We start from the raw sequence: 17,917 nt of genomic DNA, 5'->3' as shown, positions 1-17,917 counted from the left end.
ATTCACTTCTTTCTACTGTTCACTTTCATTTAACAGACGCTTCATCAGCATCGCGTCAATATTTCCGCCGGACATGACTAGTGCCACTTGCTTTCCGCCGATCCGTTCCCGCTGTTCCATGATCGCCGCGGTACAAACTGCCGCCGCCGGTTCCACCACAAACTTTTCTTTCGTCAGCATATGCACCACTGCTTTTTCAATCGTAGCTTCCTGTACCTGAATTAAATCATCGACATAATCCTTAGCCATTTCATAGCACAGCCTACCGATTCCTCCGATCAATGCGTCACAGATCGACGGCTCACTCTCACATTCTTCATAAAACACGTTTTCCTGATACGATTTAATCAGTGCCGGACACGCTGCGGTATGGACACCGATCACACGAATCGAAGGCTTCAATGCCTTCGCCGCTACCGCAACCCCGGTCAGCATACCGCCCCCGCCGATCGGCGTCAAAATGGTATCAATTTCCGGATTCTGTTTCAATATTTCAATTGCCATCGTTCCCTGTCCGGCATATACCATCGCATCTTCATAATAGGAGTCAATAAAGGTCATATCGTGAGTACGGATATACTTCATTCCTTCTATATGTGCCCCGTCATAGTTTTCTCCCATCAACAAAACCCTGCCGCCAAAATATTTGATCTTATCAATTTTACTTTGCGGTGTCGTTTTCGGAACGATGATGACCGCTTTTTCAATGCCCAGCAGCTTCGCCCCATAAGCAACACAAATTCCATGATTGCCGCTGGATACCGTTGAAACTCCCCGTGCTTTTTCTTCTGCATTCAAAGAGAGCATCTTGTTCAGACAGCCTCTAATTTTGAAGCTTTTTGCGCTTTGCAGACATTCCAACTTAAAGTAATAGCTCGTTTTTTCATCACTTAAATACATGGAATGTTCAAGCGGCGTTTCGTAAATATACGGTTTGATACGCTGATAAGCAGCTTCTACATCTTTATAGGTAAATGACTGGCTCATAAAACTCTCCTTTGTACGCATTGTTAGCTATGCTTCTTTATAAATTATAACAAAGTTCAAAGGAAAGTAACACCATCTTTTCCCTAGATCAGCCCATACTGGCGAAGCTGGGCTTCAATCTGCTGCTGATTAACTGAACAGCCGGAACCGCCCAATGAAATGGCTGGCTTTGTTTTACCATGATAGTCACTGCCACAGGTAACCAACAGATCATACTGCTTTGCCTTCTCATAGAAATACTCGCAGGTCACAGTATCGTGATAGCTGCTGAATGCTTCTACCCCATCAATGCCCAACGCAGCCAATTCATCGAATTTCTCAAAATGTTCTTTCAAATTTACACCAGGATGCGCCAATACCAGTACTCCGCCGTGCGCATGAACCAAATCAATCACTGTTTCCAGATCCGGAAAACGGGTTTCCGTATAACACGGCTTCCCCTGCGAATAGAAGTCCCAATAAAAATTTACCAAAGGATTATCACTGCGGCTTCCGCCAGGGCGATAAGGCTTCAAAAGTTCATGATCGGCATATTCCGGCCGACCTAACAGCACCTCTGCGAAAAGCTCACCCGGCCATACATCACTCAAACTGGATTCTTCCATATCCTGTTCACTGAGCTGAAAACCCATTTGATTTGTCAGCCAAACACGTTTCCGTGAATTTATGATTTCCTGCGCGGTGATATCCTCTTCAATTTTCTGAAAGTCTCGCTGATGATGATCTATGCCATATCCAACCACATGCAAATCAATGCCCTTCCATGTGCAGTCGATTTCTACGCCGGGAATAGCGATGATTCCCATTTCACGGCATAGCGCAAGCTCTTCATCAATAACCGAAACAGTATTATGATCGGTAATTGCCATGATCCGAATACCGCTTTGATGACATTTGATGACCAGCTCCTCGGCGGTATATTCTCCATCATCAGAATAACCGGAATGCATGTGCAGATCGATATAGTTTTTCATATAAAAGCCTCCCTTTTCGCAACTATATTTTAAATCGTGAGCTCTCTATGCTCAGGGTGATAAGTCCTTTGAAAATGAATTCATCCATATTATCAACAAAGATAAATTCCGGCAGATGCTGCTTCGGAATATATGCTTCGACAGCCTCTTGAAAACCATCCTCCTTCAAGCGCGGTGTATACAGCACGATACAATCAGGATTGACAATTGCGATGATACTGACTGCCTGCTGTACCAATAGCTTCATCGGATCATGATCGCGAAGCTGTTCCTGCTGTGCGGCAGTACCGATGGGAAGAAATCCCAGCTCTCCGGCAAAATGCGTTGATCCATAAACGATCGCATCATTTAGGTAGAGACCACAGCCGGTCTGGTGATTGTCCGGCATATAAATAAAAGCTAGATTTTTTTCATTGATCGTATGAAAATGCGCATATCCGAGAACAGCTGTATTCATATCATTCTCTGCTGTTACATGGATCGGGATAACACTTTGAATAGCCGTTTCGATATTCATCCCATTTAGCGAATCAATGTCACACTCGCTGATCTGTCCGTGATCGACAACACCGGGAACTGAAACTGCCACATATTCGAAGGGAAAGCAGTCCCGCATATCCCGAATAAAATCCAGCATATCCGAAAAGACAAAAGAATCAAAGCTTCGTTCTTCATTCCCAACGATCTTGTAGTCGAGATCGATTATCCGAAATCCGATCCTCGTGTGATGATTGAACATTTGCATATGGATCAGACCAAAATACATATAGCAGCCGCGTATACGGTAGCGCTTGGCCTTTCTTCCTCCCGTAGATTCACAATCCTCCACCCGCTCTATGTAGCGGCTGTCCATTAATTCTTTTAAGATATTGGTAATGGTCGCTGCGGATAGCTTGGTCGCTGACACGATTTCGCTCTTGGTCGCAATCTTATTCAGAATCAGAAAATCTTTTACTTTCTGAATACTGACATGCTTCATGCCCTTTGATTGATACACATGATCACAGCCTTTCGTCAACTCTTGATGTAAGTATATTTTTATTGTATAGGAGAATGTATGAAAAAGCAACTCTTTTTCTGCAATCTTTTTATAAGCAAAAGAAAAAGCACATTTCTGTGCTCTCGCTTGTATCATCTTAATGTTTATAAATATTTCGCTAAAAATTGAAATACAGTATGATAATACGTTTCAGGATCAACATCAGCGCTTTGACCGTGACCGGCTTTCGCTACAATCAGCAGTTCCTTTTCTCCATGGTAGCTCTTATACAGTTCTCTTCCCATAGAGGTCGGTACATAGTCGTCAGCACCGCCATGAATAAACAGAATCGGAAGGTTGCTTTTCGCAATTTGATCAATCGCACTGGCATCATAGAAATTATAGCCTGCACGAAGCTGCGATACCACCGCTGCAGCCGGAAGGAATGGAATATCCGGCAGCCCAAACCGTTCTTTCAGCTGATTTTTAAACATCGCTGATGCAGATGTATATCCACAGTCCTCGACCACTGCTTTTACATTGGCAGGCAGCTTCTCTCCGCTTGCCATCATTACCGTGGCGGCTCCCATAGATTCTCCATACAATACAATTTCAGCCTGTTTATCCATATGAACGATCTTTTCAACCCAGTTCACAACATCGTCCTTTTCCAGCCATCCCATACCAAGATAGGTTCCTTCACTTTGACCGCGTCCCCGCTGATCTGGAGTAATGACATGATATCCTGCCTTTACAAAGGGAACGATTGCCGGGGCGATATCCCGATTATCCACGGTATATCCATGAACCGCCAGTACATAACGATGTGAATCCTTGGCTCCGTGATAGTACTTCGCCCACAGCTTCAGCCCATCATCGCTCTGAATATGCAGCTCCTTTGTTTCCGCAGTTTTTACCCATGCATCATATTCCTGCTGTGCCTGTGTATCCTGCTTTCCGGTATAGACACCATCACCCATTGAACCGATTCGTCCCTGATCATCTACAGCCAAGGCATAATCCACCAAATAATTACCCGCAAAACCCAATCCGCCAACAAACAGCAGTACCACAACCGCAGCTATAATCAGCCAGAATTTCTTTTTCTTCAACATATATTTACCTCTCTCAAACTGAAGTATTTTATCAAATATTATTTTGATTGTCAAATAAATAAGATACACGCAATTTGAAAACAGTATTATTATTTCTGTCTGTGTCTGCAGTCATTGCTTGGGAAAAAGCTGTTTTAAATGGCTTTAACATATAGGGCAGTATGATCATATGAAATTATGAGAAAAAGGACTGCTGTTAATTTGCCGTCCCTTGATAAAGCTCCCATAATTTTTTTGCGACACCGTCTTGATCATTATCTGCGATTACCGCTGTCGCCGCGGCTTTTAATGCTGGTACCGCATTCGCGACCGCATATGCTTCATCTGCTATTTCAAACATCGGAAGATCATTGATCGCATCCCCAAATGCGACAATACGATCACAGCTTCCCATAGTTTTTAAATGCTGGATCGCTTCCGCTTTAGTAGCTTTGCGCGGCATAATCTCCAGCCAGTACTCCGTCCGATACAGCTCCTGCTGAAGTGTGCAGCGAAATCGTTCATCACCTTGCATGATCTGATAGACAATTTCAAGCTCTTTCGGTTCCCCAATGCAGGTAAGATAAAACATATCTCCGTCATACAGATTCCGATCATCGCTCAAAGGCCGTAGCCGGGGATCGTCAAGCCGCTGATTGATGTAATGCTTTATACCTTCGTTTTCATGGTTTTGATTCCAGGAGAGCTTCTCCTGCTGCTCTATAAAGGAATACACCAGCGGATGCATATGGTGTTTTCGCAGCAGAGATACAATATCCCCACGTTCATCGCTCGTAAATTTACGGGAATACAATATTTCTCCGTCTTCATGATTCATAATAAAAGCACCATTGTATACAATGACCGGTATGTTGGCCAGCAGTCCTTTGGTAACCTTGCGAGCAGAAACCAAAGAACGGGCAGTCGCAAAGGTAAAGTGCATGCCGGAGGCGATTAAATCGTTTATAATCTTAAGGCTTGTTTCACTGATACAGATATCTGTATTCAACAGCGTACCGTCTAAATCAGTTACATATAAGGTCTTATTCATGCTCGGGCACCACCGCATAGAAATGCAGATTCTGATTGCCGCTGTTGATCAAGCTGTGCGCATGACCTTTAGGACAATAATGACAGCTGCCCGCCGTTACAGCTTCTTCTGTATCATCATATCGAACTTTTCCGTGCCCTTCGGTAATAAAAATAATTTCACTGTTTTTCACATGAGCATGAAAACCGATGAAAGCGCCCGGTTCCAGCATTCCCTTCATGATCTTCACATGTTCATCCTGATACATATGAACATGGAACACTCCCTTACCTCCTTGAAAATTCATTCGCTCAACTTCTTTTATTGAATTAAAATCAAGTATCATATCAATCATATTCCTTTCTGATTATCACACGGCAATTTTTCAAATACAGTCAGTATGACGCCTTTCATAAGCAGTAGCTCTCATCCAATGAAACGTCCATACCAACGCTGAAACGAAGGTAACTGCGCCTATAAGGATCAATGCCCACTTTCGCTGATAGTGTATCAGCACATGCACCTCCCCAGCTGTTGAATTTGCTTTGATAAGGGCTATCAAAACAGCGGGCAGCGGTACAAATAAAATCATTCGGATATCATTCATCATCCAATGCCTTGCAGCCTCGATTTTTAATCTTGCCAGCCTTCGCATCCATGTATGGTGATAAGGGGCATACACAAAATAATCAGCATCTAATTTATGATGTTGAAGAATTTTCATGACGCGCTCATTTATTTGCTCTTGATCGAGCCGGCGCAGGCGATTCAACATTTTTGTGTACTCATCAAATCCCTGGTGAAATAAGAAATATCGCGATTCAGGCAGAAAGAACGCTTTTTGATCAACTGCCAATAAATTGCTGATATAAGGTATCCGGATGTGGCTGCCATCCAGAAATATTTTACAATGAAAAAGCGGAATCTGTTTTTGAAGTGATTCAGCCTGCATTAAAAACAATACCTTTTCCATCATATCAACGGTACGTTTTGAACGACTCTTTACCAGATAAGTACCGCAGAGGGAAGAATAAACTCTGTTCATCCGAATCAAATTCATATACACTGTCCCTCCTGCTTTCCAGTTATGCATATTCTACCTTATCGTTCATTATTTGACAAATATGTATTATAAAGCACGCTCCCTATATGCTTGAAGAAACGCATTCTCAAATTTTATGTAAAGCCTTGGTAATCAATTTCTTGCTTATCAGTCAAACCATGATCAACCATGTCAGATTGTGAGCGAAACCTAGTCAATACGTCATGATTAACCAAGCTGTCGGAAATAACATCTTCAATACAAATTTAGAAGCAATATATTCATATTACATGGATCATAAATGATAGCATTTACAAAGGCACACCGCTTTGCATCATTCCGCTCAATTACACACAAGCGGTGCTATTATTAAAATATCATTTTTTTCATTTTTATTGACATAGAAAAAAACCTCTTCAATTCCATAAATGAAGAGATTCCTTTTTTAAATCTTTAGCTGTGACAGCCTGTTATTCTTCTATGTTAATCCGCATGCGATAAAGTTAATTGCTGATCATCAAGCTCTTTATATGTGCGCAGAATCAGATAGACAGCTGCGATAAAAGTGCATAGATCAGAAACAGGCATGGAATACAGAACCCCGTCTAAGCCATAAAACAGAGGCAAGAGCAACGCAAATCCGACACCAAATACAATTTCACGGAACATCGAAAGAACCGTCGATGCCAATGCCTTACCCATTGCCTGCAGAAAGATAAAGCAAGCTTTATTGATACAGGCAAAAATAATCATGCATAAATATATGCGGAAGGCTCTAACTGCAAACATGGTATAGTAGCTGCTTTCTTGGGCTGCTCCAAAGATTGAGATAATTGAACGTGGAAACAGCTCGACTAATAAGAAGGCAGCAATCCCAACGCTTGCTTCTGCGAGCAATAACTTAGTAAAAAGCTTTTTTACCCGTGTGCGATTCTGCGCTCCCATATTGTATCCGACAATCGGAATACACCCAGCAGCCATGCCTACAACAATCGATATAACGATTTGAAAGAACTTCATTACGATACCAACGACTGCCATGGGAATCTGTGCATACTGCGGCTGTTTGAACACAGCATCGAGTGCCCCGTATTTCTGAATCATATTATTGATTGCGGCCATCGCGATCACTAAGGAAATCTGCGACAGAAAGCTGGTGATTCCCAGCAGTAAGGTTCGACCCAAAATTGAATAGTCAATATGAAAGTTTTTTATGGATGGCTTGATCACTTTCATATGCTGAAGATACCATACCGCAAAGGCTGCGGTAACAATCTGTCCAATTACGGTAGCTGTGGCTGCGCCCATCATTCCCCAACGAAAACCAAAGATAAAGATCGGATCAAGGATACAGTTGATCGCTGCTCCGGCAAGGGTTGAAAGCATCGCAAATTTTGGACTGCCATCAGCGCGGATTATGGGATTCATCGCCTGTCCAAACATATAAAACGGAATACCAAGGCTGATATAGAAAAAATACTCTTTCGCGTATCGGAAAGTTTCCATATTTACAGTACCGCCGAATAACGTGATAATCTGTTTTTGAAATATCAAAAATACAAAGGTCAACAATAAACTGCAAACAATACTCATGAGTACTGCGTTGCCAACACTTTGCTTCGCCGCTTCTACTTTCCGCTTGCCCATACTGATACTGACAAACGCGCAGCAGCCATCTCCAATCATGACCGCAATTGCCAAGGCAACCACAGTCAGCGGGAAAACTACTGTATTTGCGGCATTTCCATAAGAACCGAGATAACTCGCATTCGCAATATAAATCTGATCGACTATATTATAAAGCGCACCTACCAATAAGGATATAATACATGGCACGGCATACTTCTTCATTAATTTACCGATATGCTCGGTTCCTAAATATTGATTCGCTGTTTCCATATTGATTTCCTCCTAATAAAAAAGCGCATAGTTTAACGGTGCTGGATTTACGCCGTTGGCTACACGCTTATGTCTTTTCTTATCATCTGCTTATATATTTTATCGAAGCGATATATCGTTATTTATGAATAAAAATCACCTTACTTCCAGGACTTTTTCAAAAAGAAAACGCGCAGCCCATGCACAACTGGAATTACGCATGATCGCTACACGTTATATGTTATAGTATATCGGATTTCAAGAAAAAATTCAAAGTGAAATTTGAAAAAATTTAAAATTTTAAAGCAGATATCCTTTGAAAAACATAATGTTAAACAGGCTTGATTTTCATGAAAGACAGTGTCTGGAATAACAAAAAGCAGTTATTATAAACTTGAAAATCGAAAGGTCGCAAAAATTTAATAAATGGGTTTACATCTCTATATCTAATCAAGTATACTGCTTAGTTCTTTGATAGTGATAATGTTACATTCACTTCGCCTTTTCCAAGAATTGATTTCAGCTCATTTTCTGAACAATTTTTGATTTCTCCTAGTTTTGTAAGCTTCCATGTATTGACATCGTAATAAATAATAAATTGATTGCCTTCATATAAAATCAGATCACCTGCTTTGGTTGTAAGGGATTCATCCGTTCTTGGAAGCGTTGTACCAATCTCACCGACTTTCTCAAAGCCGTTAAAATCTCGCATCGAAATCGTCAGATCGTGTTCTTTAAGCAAGGCCAGCAAAGCTTGGGTGCTTGCGTGATCAATAAGATCTGTTTCCAGAACATGATTATTGATTTTTAAATAAAGCTTTGCTTTGGCTTTCGTTTTATCCTCAGAATGTGTTGATGTTAGAGCGGAAATCCATTTCTGCACATCTTGCGGGCTGGATTCCTTTGAGAATCGTCTGCCGCTGAGCCATTTTGTATTCGGCACAAGGGCCTTTAATACCTCGGCACTGGAGGTGATATCACTGCTTCCCGACGTACAAAACGGAATGATTTGTTTCTGTGAAAAATCATAGCTTTCGAGGAAGGTATGAATAATCTTTGGTGCGTCTCCCATCCAGATCGGATAGCCGAGAAATATCACATCAAATGCTTCCATGTGATCGATTGACTTCAAAATTTTCGGACGGATTGATGAATCAGCCTGCTCACGGCTTGATCTGCTGTCTGTATCCTGATAATTTAGGTCTTCCTCGGTATATGAATTTTCCGGTTGTATTTCATACAGAGTACCTTGGGTTTCATCTGCAATCATTTCGGCGATACCCTCAGTCGTTCCGGTGTTGGAGAAATAAGCTACCAAAACATTTGTGTCGGTTTGCTTTTCAGTTAATTGTTCTTTATGTTCATCCTTAGGTTTCTTATCGGTTTGAGTACATCCGGTAAACCCGCTTATCAGCAGCGTGATAACTGCTAACATACATATACGTTTCATTCTTTCACCTCCGTATCTAGTGCGCGGCCTCATGAGTTCAATACCGTATAATGTGCTGATGTTCGACAGTATTGATCCGCAAATAATCGAGCAGTTGTATGCAATCAATATCTACAAAATGCTTTTACAGACACATGCGATAAATTTTCTCAATATCAGCAGATGATAAGGTTTTTATACCAGATAGTGATCTGCCTCCGCAGGCATGTTTTGCCATTTCAGCGAAATGCTCGTCAGTAATACCCAGTTCGGATAAAGTAGCTGTCAAGCCTAAGGTCTGAAAACAAAAATCAGATACTGCTTCGATCGTTTGTTTCGCACCAATCATCGGGCGTATGGCTTTTTCTATACCGAATACCGCGGTCCCAAGACGATGAATTGCCGGCGCCGTTTCTTCATCTAATAGATAGGTCAGCCAGCGCGGTGTCAGGATTGCCAATCCATGACCATGGGTTATATCATAATAAGCAGACAACTCATGCTCCATGGCATGACAGGCACAATCATGCATCATTCCCGCATCAAGTATACCGTTGAGTGCCAAGGAAGATGCCCACATCAGATTCGCTCTCGCTTCATAATTCTGCGGTTCTTTCATTGCAATCGGTGCCCATTTTACAACCGCTCGCATTACTGCTTCTTGAAATTCCAAAATCATATCAAATGCAGCATCTTGGGAAAAATAGTAATTGTCCAAAACATGATTAAATATATCAAAGCTGCCGCAGGCTGTCTGATAAATGGGAAGGGAATAGCTGTATTCCGGATTTTCAAAAGCTGCCCGGGGTATCAATGCACTCCCTCCCAAGCCGATTTTTTCATTGGTATCCATATTGGATATAACTGCCCATGCATCCATTTCCGATCCCGTTGCGGCATTGGTCAAAACGGCAACGACCGGCAATGCTTTTGTGATCCAAATTTTTTGTTCAACCAGCGGCCATACATTGCCATCCGCAGTTTCCGCAGCTGCGGCAATCCCCTTGGCGCAGTCAATGGTACTCCCTCCACCGACTGCTAAGACTACATCAATATCTGCCTGCTTACAGATAGCAGCTCCTCGATTAACAGTTGTATGACGAGGATTGGGTTCCACACCGGACAATTCAGTCAAGATGAATCCTTCCTTCACCAAGCAAGAAAGTACCGTATCATAGATACCGTTTTTCTTGATTGATCCGCCTCCGTATACCAGCAGAACATTTTTTCCAAACTGCCGAAGCTCAGCCGGTAAGTGCTGTATCTGCGCTTTGCCAAAATACACCTTATCGGGATTATGATACATGAAATCATTCATAGCTAACTCTCCTTTTTATATTTGTTTCCCTAATTCATATGCTTCCAACAAGGCCGGATGATCAAGAATATCCCCGGCACCATCAACACCACCGGCAAAAACAGTCTTTTTCAGCACAGCTTTATCAAAGCAGTCGACCCATCCCTCAATCGTTTTTATCGACCCTTCCACCGTATGAATACCATCTTCCGCTGCTGATGAAAGAAAATAAATATCACGGAACTGATATTCAGAAGCATACAGAGAATTTGCCCGATCCAGCAGTGTTTTCAATTGTCCGCTGATACTGAAATAATAAACCGGAGATGCGAATACGATCACATCGGCATTCTTCATTTTTTCAGTAATTGCTCTGCTGTCATCATCAATTATGCACTGTTTGGTTTTCAGACAGGCAAGACAGCCTTGGCAAAACTGAATAGATTTATCGGTGAGTACCACCTTTTCCACAATATTACCTGCTTCTTTTGCACCACGGATACAGGCATCTGCTAAACATTCTGAATTGCTGTTTTTCCGCAGGCTGGATGATATAACCAAGACATTTTTATTCATATTAAACACCCTCTCTTTATACTTCTGCCGACTTGGCCCAAGCCTGCAGTTCTTTCTCACTCACCCTTGCTTCAAATCGTCTGCCGATCTTCAGATCTGCTCCTTTTACAGAACCGACAAGCTCATGATTCACATTATCCATTTTGCTGCCGCCGGATGTCGCAAACGGTATGATCGTTTTGCCAACCAGATCGTAACCTTCTAAAAACGTATTGATAATGGTCGGAGCGACATACCACCAAATTGGAAAGCCTATGTAGATTACATCGTAGGATTCCATATCCGTTACCGTATTCGCTATTGCCGGTCGATAGGTCTTATTCTTCATTTCCTTACTAGATCTGCTCAGCTCATTCGTCCAATCCAGATCTGCCGGTGTATACGGCTCCTTTGGAAGTATTTCATGCAGATCTCCATTTACTGCTGATGCCAGCTCCGCCGCCAGCTGTGCAGTGACACCACTTGCACTAAAGTATGCTACTAATTTTCTACTCATAATTTCTCTCCTTTTTTTTGCTTGATAACAATCTTTTAGAAACTGGTCTTCATCAAAGAACATTCACGCAGTGAAAGCTCCTCTTCCCTTGACCAAACCTTTTTGAACAATACATCGTCATTTAAGACCACAAACTGTGATACAAATTCTCCTAAGGCTTCTCTGCTTGCGCTTTGTTGAATTACCATGTAATGCCCTCCTTTTAATCATTTTCAAATACATTCGAATACTATATTGCTATCACACATTTCTAAGCTATCTTTCACATTATCAGCCAGCTTTTCTTGCTTGTTTGCATTATACATCCTGGAGTTCACTCCAAAGCAAGAGGTTTTTTCTAAAAAGTGAATTTCCCCATGTTTCTTTATTTACATGCTATAAATTACCTTATGACCTGTAATACTCTTTCAAAACAACGCAGATGATTCTCATGATGCAACTGATCATTTATAACACATAAAAAAACGCAGTTCTTTCAAGAACTGCGATGTTAATAATATCCTTCCATACTATCATTTACATTGAAAATAAATCATTCAGCGCTTCACTCATCGTCGGATGTGTAAATATTTGATCTCTCAAAACAGTATAATCTGCGTTCAGATCCATCGCCAGCTTGACAAGGTTGATCATCTCGTAAGATTCTTCACATAAAAGCATTGCACCTAAAATCTTATTTGTCTCTACATCGATGACTGCTTTCAATAATCCTGCCGGTTTCTTCAGCACTTGCGCCTTTGGAATCGCCATTGCCGGCAGTTTCATAACTTTTATTTCAAAACCGGCTTGCTTTGCCTCACGCTCATTCATACCTACTCTTGAAAACGGAATTTCCATGAATACGCTATATGGTACATGCTGTCGTGATTTTTCACTGTAAGTTTTTTTACCATCGAGATAATTTGAAACAATGCGGTAATCGTCCAGCGATACATACGTAAATTGAAGACCACCTACAACATCACCCATCGCAAATATGTTTTCAGCTGTCGTCTGCCGCCATTCATTGGTCTTGACCGCTCCTCGTTCAGTTTGTTCAACACCGGCTGCTTCCAGATGTAGTCCTTCCACGTTTGCTCTGCGCCCAACCGCAATCAATACAGCATCTGCTGACAAGGCGGTCAATGAACCTGCCACTTCTACCAAAACATTTCCATCAGAGGTGATTTCCTGAGTGTCCGCATTCAGCAGAAACTGAATTCCCTGTGCTTCCAGATTACCGCGAATTTCTGCCGCAATATCCTCATCTTCTTTGGGAAGAAATATTCCACCATGCTGCAGCACCGTAACCTTAGAACCGAAATTCGCATACATAGATGCAAATTCCAAACCGATATAACCACCGCCGATGATGATTAGATGCTTAGGCAGTTTATCGAGATTCATTAAGGTATCACTGTAAAACACATATGGATTATTATCAATTCCTTTAATTGCAGGGATTACAGATGAGGAACCGGTATTGATAAAAATATTGGGTGCCTGCAGTTCTTCGATTCCTTCTTCTTGCTTTACCGCTATTGAAGTAGAGCTTAAAAAGCTCGCTTCTCCATTAATAACCGTAATATTAGGATGATCAGACAGTTTATGATAATTCTTTTTACGCAGTTTAGCAGTAAGACTCCGCTTTTCTTCAATTGCTTTTCTATATAACACTGCCTTTTCCGTAAAGGAAACATCGTTATGCAGTTTACTTTCAGCAGCGCTGTGTACCAATGATTTGGACGGAATACATCCGACATTGATACAGGTACCGCCATACATCATATCTGATTTCTCAATCACCGCAACTTTTTTTCCCTGTTTTGCTAAATGTCCGGCTAAGGTTTTACCACCTTTTCCAAATCCAATAATAATCGAATCGAATTGTTTCATACTTCAATTCCTCTCTTTCCAAATATTTTATCATTTACATCTTTAATGGTTATTTCAGACAATTTATTCCGGCACGCTTCATCCAGTTCCAGTACGATGTCATCCATGATCGCTGCCATATTAGATGAAATCAGACATCCGATATCCATGCTTCCTGAATGCCAAGAGTTTGATATGATGCGTTCATGAAGCGCTTGATAGACCATCAGTAAAGTAACTGATTCACTTTTATGATGAAATCGATAACCGCCGTCACGGGAACCTTCGCGAGTTTCCAACAGATCAGCCTTTTTTAGTTTTGATAAGACCTTACGAACCCTGGCAGGGTTGGTACAGACATTGACAGCAATTTCATCACTGGTCATCGTTTTGTCATGATGATTCAAAAATACCAATGCATGCAGTGCAATCGTAAATTCACTTGTCATCGTTACTCCTTTCCCGCGATTTGAATATTCAAAATCGGACAGACAGTGCATCTGATTACTGTAATAGTATCAGTTACAGTTAAAGGATACAAGTCATTTGACTAAATCTTAATACTATGAAAAAGGATCAATCAAAGGCTAAGCATATAAAAAATCCTGTCTGATAACAGGATTTCCTCATGAATCAGCTTCAAAACCCATGGCATGCTTTACTTCCAGCATAGCTTCATGCGTTGTAAGCATCTCTAATAATGCAAAAGCAACATCCGGTGCCGTCTGCGGACAATAAGAGGTGATAACATTCGCATCGATAACTACCGGTTCATTCACCACACAAACATTGTATGCAGCTAGTTTTTGCTGCTCGATTCCCTGATGCAGATGATAGGTAGTTGCTTTTCTTCCCTTCAGGATACCGCTGTTTGCGAGCAGAAATGCCGCCACGCAGACAGAAGCGATGGGCTTACCCTGAGAATCAAACTCCCTGATCAACTGCTTTGTTTTCGGATCAAAACCCTCATCAAAAAAACCAAATTCACGAAATCCTCCGGGTATTGCCAATGCATCATAATCTGAAACAATAATATCATCAATCAAGATATCCATTTGAATCGGCACCTGAAAAGTGCTGATAACAGTTTTCTGAAACCCACATGTTACTACATCAATATCATGACCAAAATCATTTCTTGCCCAACCAATAACATCAATAAACACACTGAATTCCATAGTTTCAAAAGCTTTGGGACATAGTAAGAGCACCTTCATAGCACCGCCTCCTATTCTAATTTTTTTACTCTAGCTGATCTAAGCACTAATTCATAACCATATTCATAAAAAGTAATATCTTCATCGATTTTTTCCTCGTAGATTCCCTGTGCCCGAATAAAGTCATTCTTCTCATAAAGCTTGATTGCCGGCAGATTGCTGTCTACAACAAATAAGCGAAGTACTTCAGCATCCTTACTTTGTGAAAGCACCGCTGCTTCCTGTAATGCAATACTGCCGATACCCTGCCGCAAACAATCAACATTTACCCCAAATCGATCAATATAAAAAGCGTTTTTTTGAGATAATGGCCATTCTACATATTTCTCACCATCATTTGAACAGCATAGTGCAAAAGCTGCTTTGATCACAGCTTCATCCTCGAGAACATATAATTGTTCATTCTGAATATCTTCCTCAAGAAATTCAGAAGGATATACATCATCCCATATGAAAATTTGATGCTTTATCATATTTTCAACAAGCTTTTGATACATCTCTTTCAAGAACGTCAGATCTCGAATATTGGCCTTTCTTATGATCATATCAACTCTCCCATTTTATTTACTTGTCATATTCTTGAAAAAACGAAATAACAAGCGGTGTCCCAGCAATCTTACTTGAAGGTACTGCTTATTATCATAAAATTCTTAAAGCGGCATCTGTTATGCCGCTTTTTAACTCATTCGTATACATGAAACTGTAATCACTTTATCTAAAATCTTTTTTATATTTATTTTTGTGTATTCATAGAAGATCGGGTGCGAAAGTTTTCTTGAAACACATCGATGATATGAGAAATTTTTGTAAGCACCGCAATTTCATCAGCAGTCCATTTGCGCTTTCCAAAACATTCATCATATCCGATAAAGCCTTTGCATTCTTTATCTTTTCTAAACGAACATAACAAGGTGGAATGAGCATCCTCTTTAAAAAGCTGATCCATTGATTCAAACGGTATGATATTTTCGTCCCTGTTGAAAAATATATAGTCGTTATTTCTAAATTCATCATTTTCATATATTTCACGTATTGGAATGCGCTGTAATAAAGCTGTTTTAGAACATACACCTTTATTACACCATTCATATGTGTTATCGGCATATTCACTATCTTTTGTGCACTTAATAATATAAGTGCGGCTAACTCCAAAATGTTCTTCCAGTATTTCTAAAACCCCCTGCATAGATTCCTCAAAATCATAAGTTCGGTACAAATGCTGAAAGATCTTTTCTACAATTTTATCAGTATCCGCAGAGCATTTCCCTTTTGAGTCAATTTCGGTTCGCATTGACGGATAAACATTTCCAACAGTTTCCGATAACATAGCATCTGTATAAACAGCAAAGTTATTTTTGCCATACAGCTTTGCGTGATATAAAGCTTTATCAGCATGACCGTATAATTCCTCAAAATTATTGCCATCCTTCGGATAGTAAGCAATGCCGATACTGCAGCTTACATTAACGGGCTTCTTATCATGCCTGAAAAGGTTTCGAAACATCGTTAACAAATCGATTGCTTTTTGCTTAGTTGCTTCCGGATCGGTAATTGCTTTCATGAATACAATAAATTCATCACCGCCGATGCGGCCTACTATATCCTCCTGGCTCATCCATTTTTTCATGCCGTCAGCCATTTCACGCAGTACCAAATCACCTGTCATATGACCATAATTATCGTTGATATACTTAAAATTATCCGCATCGATCATCAGCAAGGCGCAGTCTTGATCACTATGCTGATTCAAGTAATCCTTAATTTGCGTTTCGATTCCTTCCCGATTATACACATCGGTAAGATCATCTTTCTCTGCCTTATGTGTTAAATGCTCTATTTTCTTACGCTCATCCGTTATATCAAGACCAAGACTGTAATAAGAAGGAATCCCATCCCAACTATCTTCTCCGCTGATATAGCAAAGGGTTACCGTCCATAGTCTTTCTTCCCGCTTACGGTTATAGCTTCTAGCTTCAAATACAACATTATCACCAGTTTTCTTTAATTCATTCACCAGACGAATTGTACGAATTTGATCATCCGGATGCAAATAAGAACATGTATTATGCAATTCATTTACAAATTGATCTTCGGTATAGCCGATCATGTCTAAAAATATACCGTTGTGCCAAAGTACGGTGTTGCAGTCTTTAGCATCAATTCGAACCATTCCCGCCGGTATCGTTTTTAAAATTGCTTCTCGCTCCTGATCTTTCTTAGCCAATTTATATTCAGGACTATACATATCATGTGACAACTCAATGCGGGAGCGATGACCTTTCCAGTTTAATAAACGATTCTTGATCATAAATGTTCGATTTAAGTTGGGATTAAAGAACTCCCATTCATATGTTTCATCTTTTTTTAGCTTTGCATTAGTACAAAAAGGACAAGGTGTCGTTCTGCCTTGAATTACTTCATAGCATTTTCTGCCGATCACCTGTTCTGGTAATGCCTGTAATACTTCACAAGCACTGCGGTTTACATACAGCAGTTCATAGGTATCCATATCACTAATGTATACATTACCGGTATACTCAGCCATCATCCATTCAAAATTATCACTTCGCTCATTCGTTATCTGGCACAATTCCGTTTGCTGCTGTATGATATCGTCAATATTTGTATATGAAAAATTCACGATCACACCATATTCCTGATTTGTAATCGTGCCGCTTATGCGAACCCAAATTTTTGTTCCATTTTTAATTGGAAATCGGATATCCGTTGTCGCATAACTCTTTCCCTGTTCCCAAGCCTTCGTAAAAACTTTATGCAGTTTTTGAAAATCTTCATTTAAATTTTTAAAATATTGCTTAAAATCTACAAAGCTTGCCGCAAATTCCTCTGCAGTATACCCGGTCAATTCATAAAAAATAGGATTACCCCAAAGCATCGTAAAGGAGCTATCCAAAATATTCATACTGATACCAGTTCCCATTATTTTTAATATTACCGCTTCTTGCTTGGTTCCTGCATTCCCCATTGTCTACCTCCAAAGCACCAAATAAATCATCCAATTGCTATACATCTTAATTATTATAATGTAATTATAACATATAAC

General features: G+C 40.6%; 18 protein-coding genes. All 18 read right to left on the bottom strand.

Going from position 1 to position 17,917, the window contains the following annotated elements; genetic code table 11:
• Positions 1 to 12: 12 nt before the first annotated feature.
• The 18 genes from GSF08_RS03895 to GSF08_RS03810 all read right to left on the bottom strand — a co-directional run bounded on the left by GSF08_RS03895 (position 13) and on the right by GSF08_RS03810 (position 17,839).
• Positions 13 to 987: a threonine ammonia-lyase gene (locus GSF08_RS03895; RefSeq protein ID WP_160624503.1), complete on the bottom strand. Its 975-nt coding sequence runs from the start codon at positions 985 to 987 to the stop codon at positions 13 to 15.
• A gap of 83 nt (positions 988 to 1,070) precedes the next feature.
• Complete coding sequence (locus GSF08_RS03890) at positions 1,071 to 1,961, bottom strand: PHP domain-containing protein (protein ID WP_160624502.1); 891 nt, start codon at positions 1,959 to 1,961, stop codon at positions 1,071 to 1,073.
• A gap of 22 nt (positions 1,962 to 1,983) precedes the next feature.
• On the bottom strand, positions 1,984 to 2,958 hold the full coding sequence (locus GSF08_RS03885) for an ROK family protein (protein ID WP_160624501.1): 975 nt from the start codon (positions 2,956 to 2,958) through the stop codon (positions 1,984 to 1,986).
• A 146-nt stretch (positions 2,959 to 3,104) separates the two neighbouring features.
• On the bottom strand, positions 3,105 to 4,055 hold the full coding sequence (locus tag GSF08_RS03880) for an alpha/beta hydrolase (RefSeq protein ID WP_160624500.1): 951 nt from the start codon (positions 4,053 to 4,055) through the stop codon (positions 3,105 to 3,107).
• 196 nt (positions 4,056 to 4,251) lie between these two features.
• Complete coding sequence (locus GSF08_RS03875; protein ID WP_160624499.1) at positions 4,252 to 5,085, bottom strand: HAD family hydrolase; 834 nt, start codon at positions 5,083 to 5,085, stop codon at positions 4,252 to 4,254.
• Positions 5,078 to 5,371, bottom strand: coding sequence for a cupin domain-containing protein (locus GSF08_RS03870; RefSeq protein ID WP_249805852.1), 294 nt, complete (start codon positions 5,369 to 5,371; stop codon positions 5,078 to 5,080). Before GSF08_RS03870 ends, GSF08_RS03875 begins: the two co-directional genes overlap by 8 nt.
• Positions 5,372 to 5,449: 78 nt before the next feature.
• Positions 5,450 to 6,124, bottom strand: a complete 675-nt coding sequence (locus GSF08_RS03865) for a hypothetical protein (RefSeq protein ID WP_160624498.1) — start codon at positions 6,122 to 6,124, stop codon at positions 5,450 to 5,452.
• Between the two features lie 465 nt (positions 6,125 to 6,589).
• Positions 6,590 to 8,005, bottom strand: coding sequence for an MATE family efflux transporter (locus tag GSF08_RS03860; protein WP_160624497.1), 1,416 nt, complete (start codon positions 8,003 to 8,005; stop codon positions 6,590 to 6,592).
• Between the two features lie 442 nt (positions 8,006 to 8,447).
• Positions 8,448 to 9,434: a flavodoxin gene (locus tag GSF08_RS03855; RefSeq protein ID WP_160624496.1), complete on the bottom strand. Its 987-nt coding sequence runs from the start codon at positions 9,432 to 9,434 to the stop codon at positions 8,448 to 8,450.
• A 124-nt stretch (positions 9,435 to 9,558) separates the two neighbouring features.
• Complete coding sequence (locus tag GSF08_RS03850; RefSeq protein ID WP_160624495.1) at positions 9,559 to 10,731, bottom strand: iron-containing alcohol dehydrogenase; 1,173 nt, start codon at positions 10,729 to 10,731, stop codon at positions 9,559 to 9,561.
• 15 nt (positions 10,732 to 10,746) lie between these two features.
• Complete coding sequence (locus GSF08_RS03845; RefSeq protein WP_160624494.1) at positions 10,747 to 11,286, bottom strand: flavodoxin family protein; 540 nt, start codon at positions 11,284 to 11,286, stop codon at positions 10,747 to 10,749.
• A gap of 16 nt (positions 11,287 to 11,302) precedes the next feature.
• On the bottom strand, positions 11,303 to 11,782 hold the full coding sequence (locus GSF08_RS03840; RefSeq protein WP_160624493.1) for a flavodoxin: 480 nt from the start codon (positions 11,780 to 11,782) through the stop codon (positions 11,303 to 11,305).
• Positions 11,783 to 11,817: 35 nt separating this feature from the next.
• Positions 11,818 to 11,970, bottom strand: a complete 153-nt coding sequence (locus GSF08_RS03835) for a hypothetical protein (protein WP_160624492.1) — start codon at positions 11,968 to 11,970, stop codon at positions 11,818 to 11,820.
• Positions 11,971 to 12,298: 328 nt separating this feature from the next.
• The gene (locus GSF08_RS03830; RefSeq protein ID WP_160624491.1) at positions 12,299 to 13,657 is read right to left on the bottom strand and encodes an FAD-dependent oxidoreductase; all 1,359 of its coding nucleotides are present in this window, start codon (positions 13,655 to 13,657) and stop codon (positions 12,299 to 12,301) included.
• Positions 13,654 to 14,085: an RrF2 family transcriptional regulator gene (locus tag GSF08_RS03825; protein ID WP_160624490.1), complete on the bottom strand. Its 432-nt coding sequence runs from the start codon at positions 14,083 to 14,085 to the stop codon at positions 13,654 to 13,656. Before GSF08_RS03825 ends, GSF08_RS03830 begins: the two co-directional genes overlap by 4 nt.
• 177 nt (positions 14,086 to 14,262) lie before the next feature.
• A complete protein-coding gene (locus GSF08_RS03820) occupies positions 14,263 to 14,853 on the bottom strand; it encodes a DJ-1/PfpI family protein (protein ID WP_160624489.1) in 591 nt (196 codons plus the stop codon).
• 11 nt (positions 14,854 to 14,864) lie between these two features.
• A complete protein-coding gene (locus GSF08_RS03815; RefSeq protein WP_160624488.1) occupies positions 14,865 to 15,398 on the bottom strand; it encodes a GNAT family N-acetyltransferase in 534 nt (177 codons plus the stop codon).
• A 188-nt stretch (positions 15,399 to 15,586) separates the two neighbouring features.
• Complete coding sequence (locus tag GSF08_RS03810; RefSeq protein ID WP_160624487.1) at positions 15,587 to 17,839, bottom strand: diguanylate cyclase domain-containing protein; 2,253 nt, start codon at positions 17,837 to 17,839, stop codon at positions 15,587 to 15,589.
• Between the last annotated feature and the right edge of the window lie 78 nt (positions 17,840 to 17,917).

It is taken from the genome of Copranaerobaculum intestinale, assembly GCF_009831105.1.
In the GTDB taxonomy this organism is placed as follows: domain Bacteria; phylum Bacillota_I; class Bacilli_A; order Erysipelotrichales; family Erysipelotrichaceae; genus Copranaerobaculum; species Copranaerobaculum intestinale.
The sequence above is the reverse complement of the archived record's forward strand: the minus strand, read 5'-3'. Positions and strand labels throughout refer to the sequence as shown.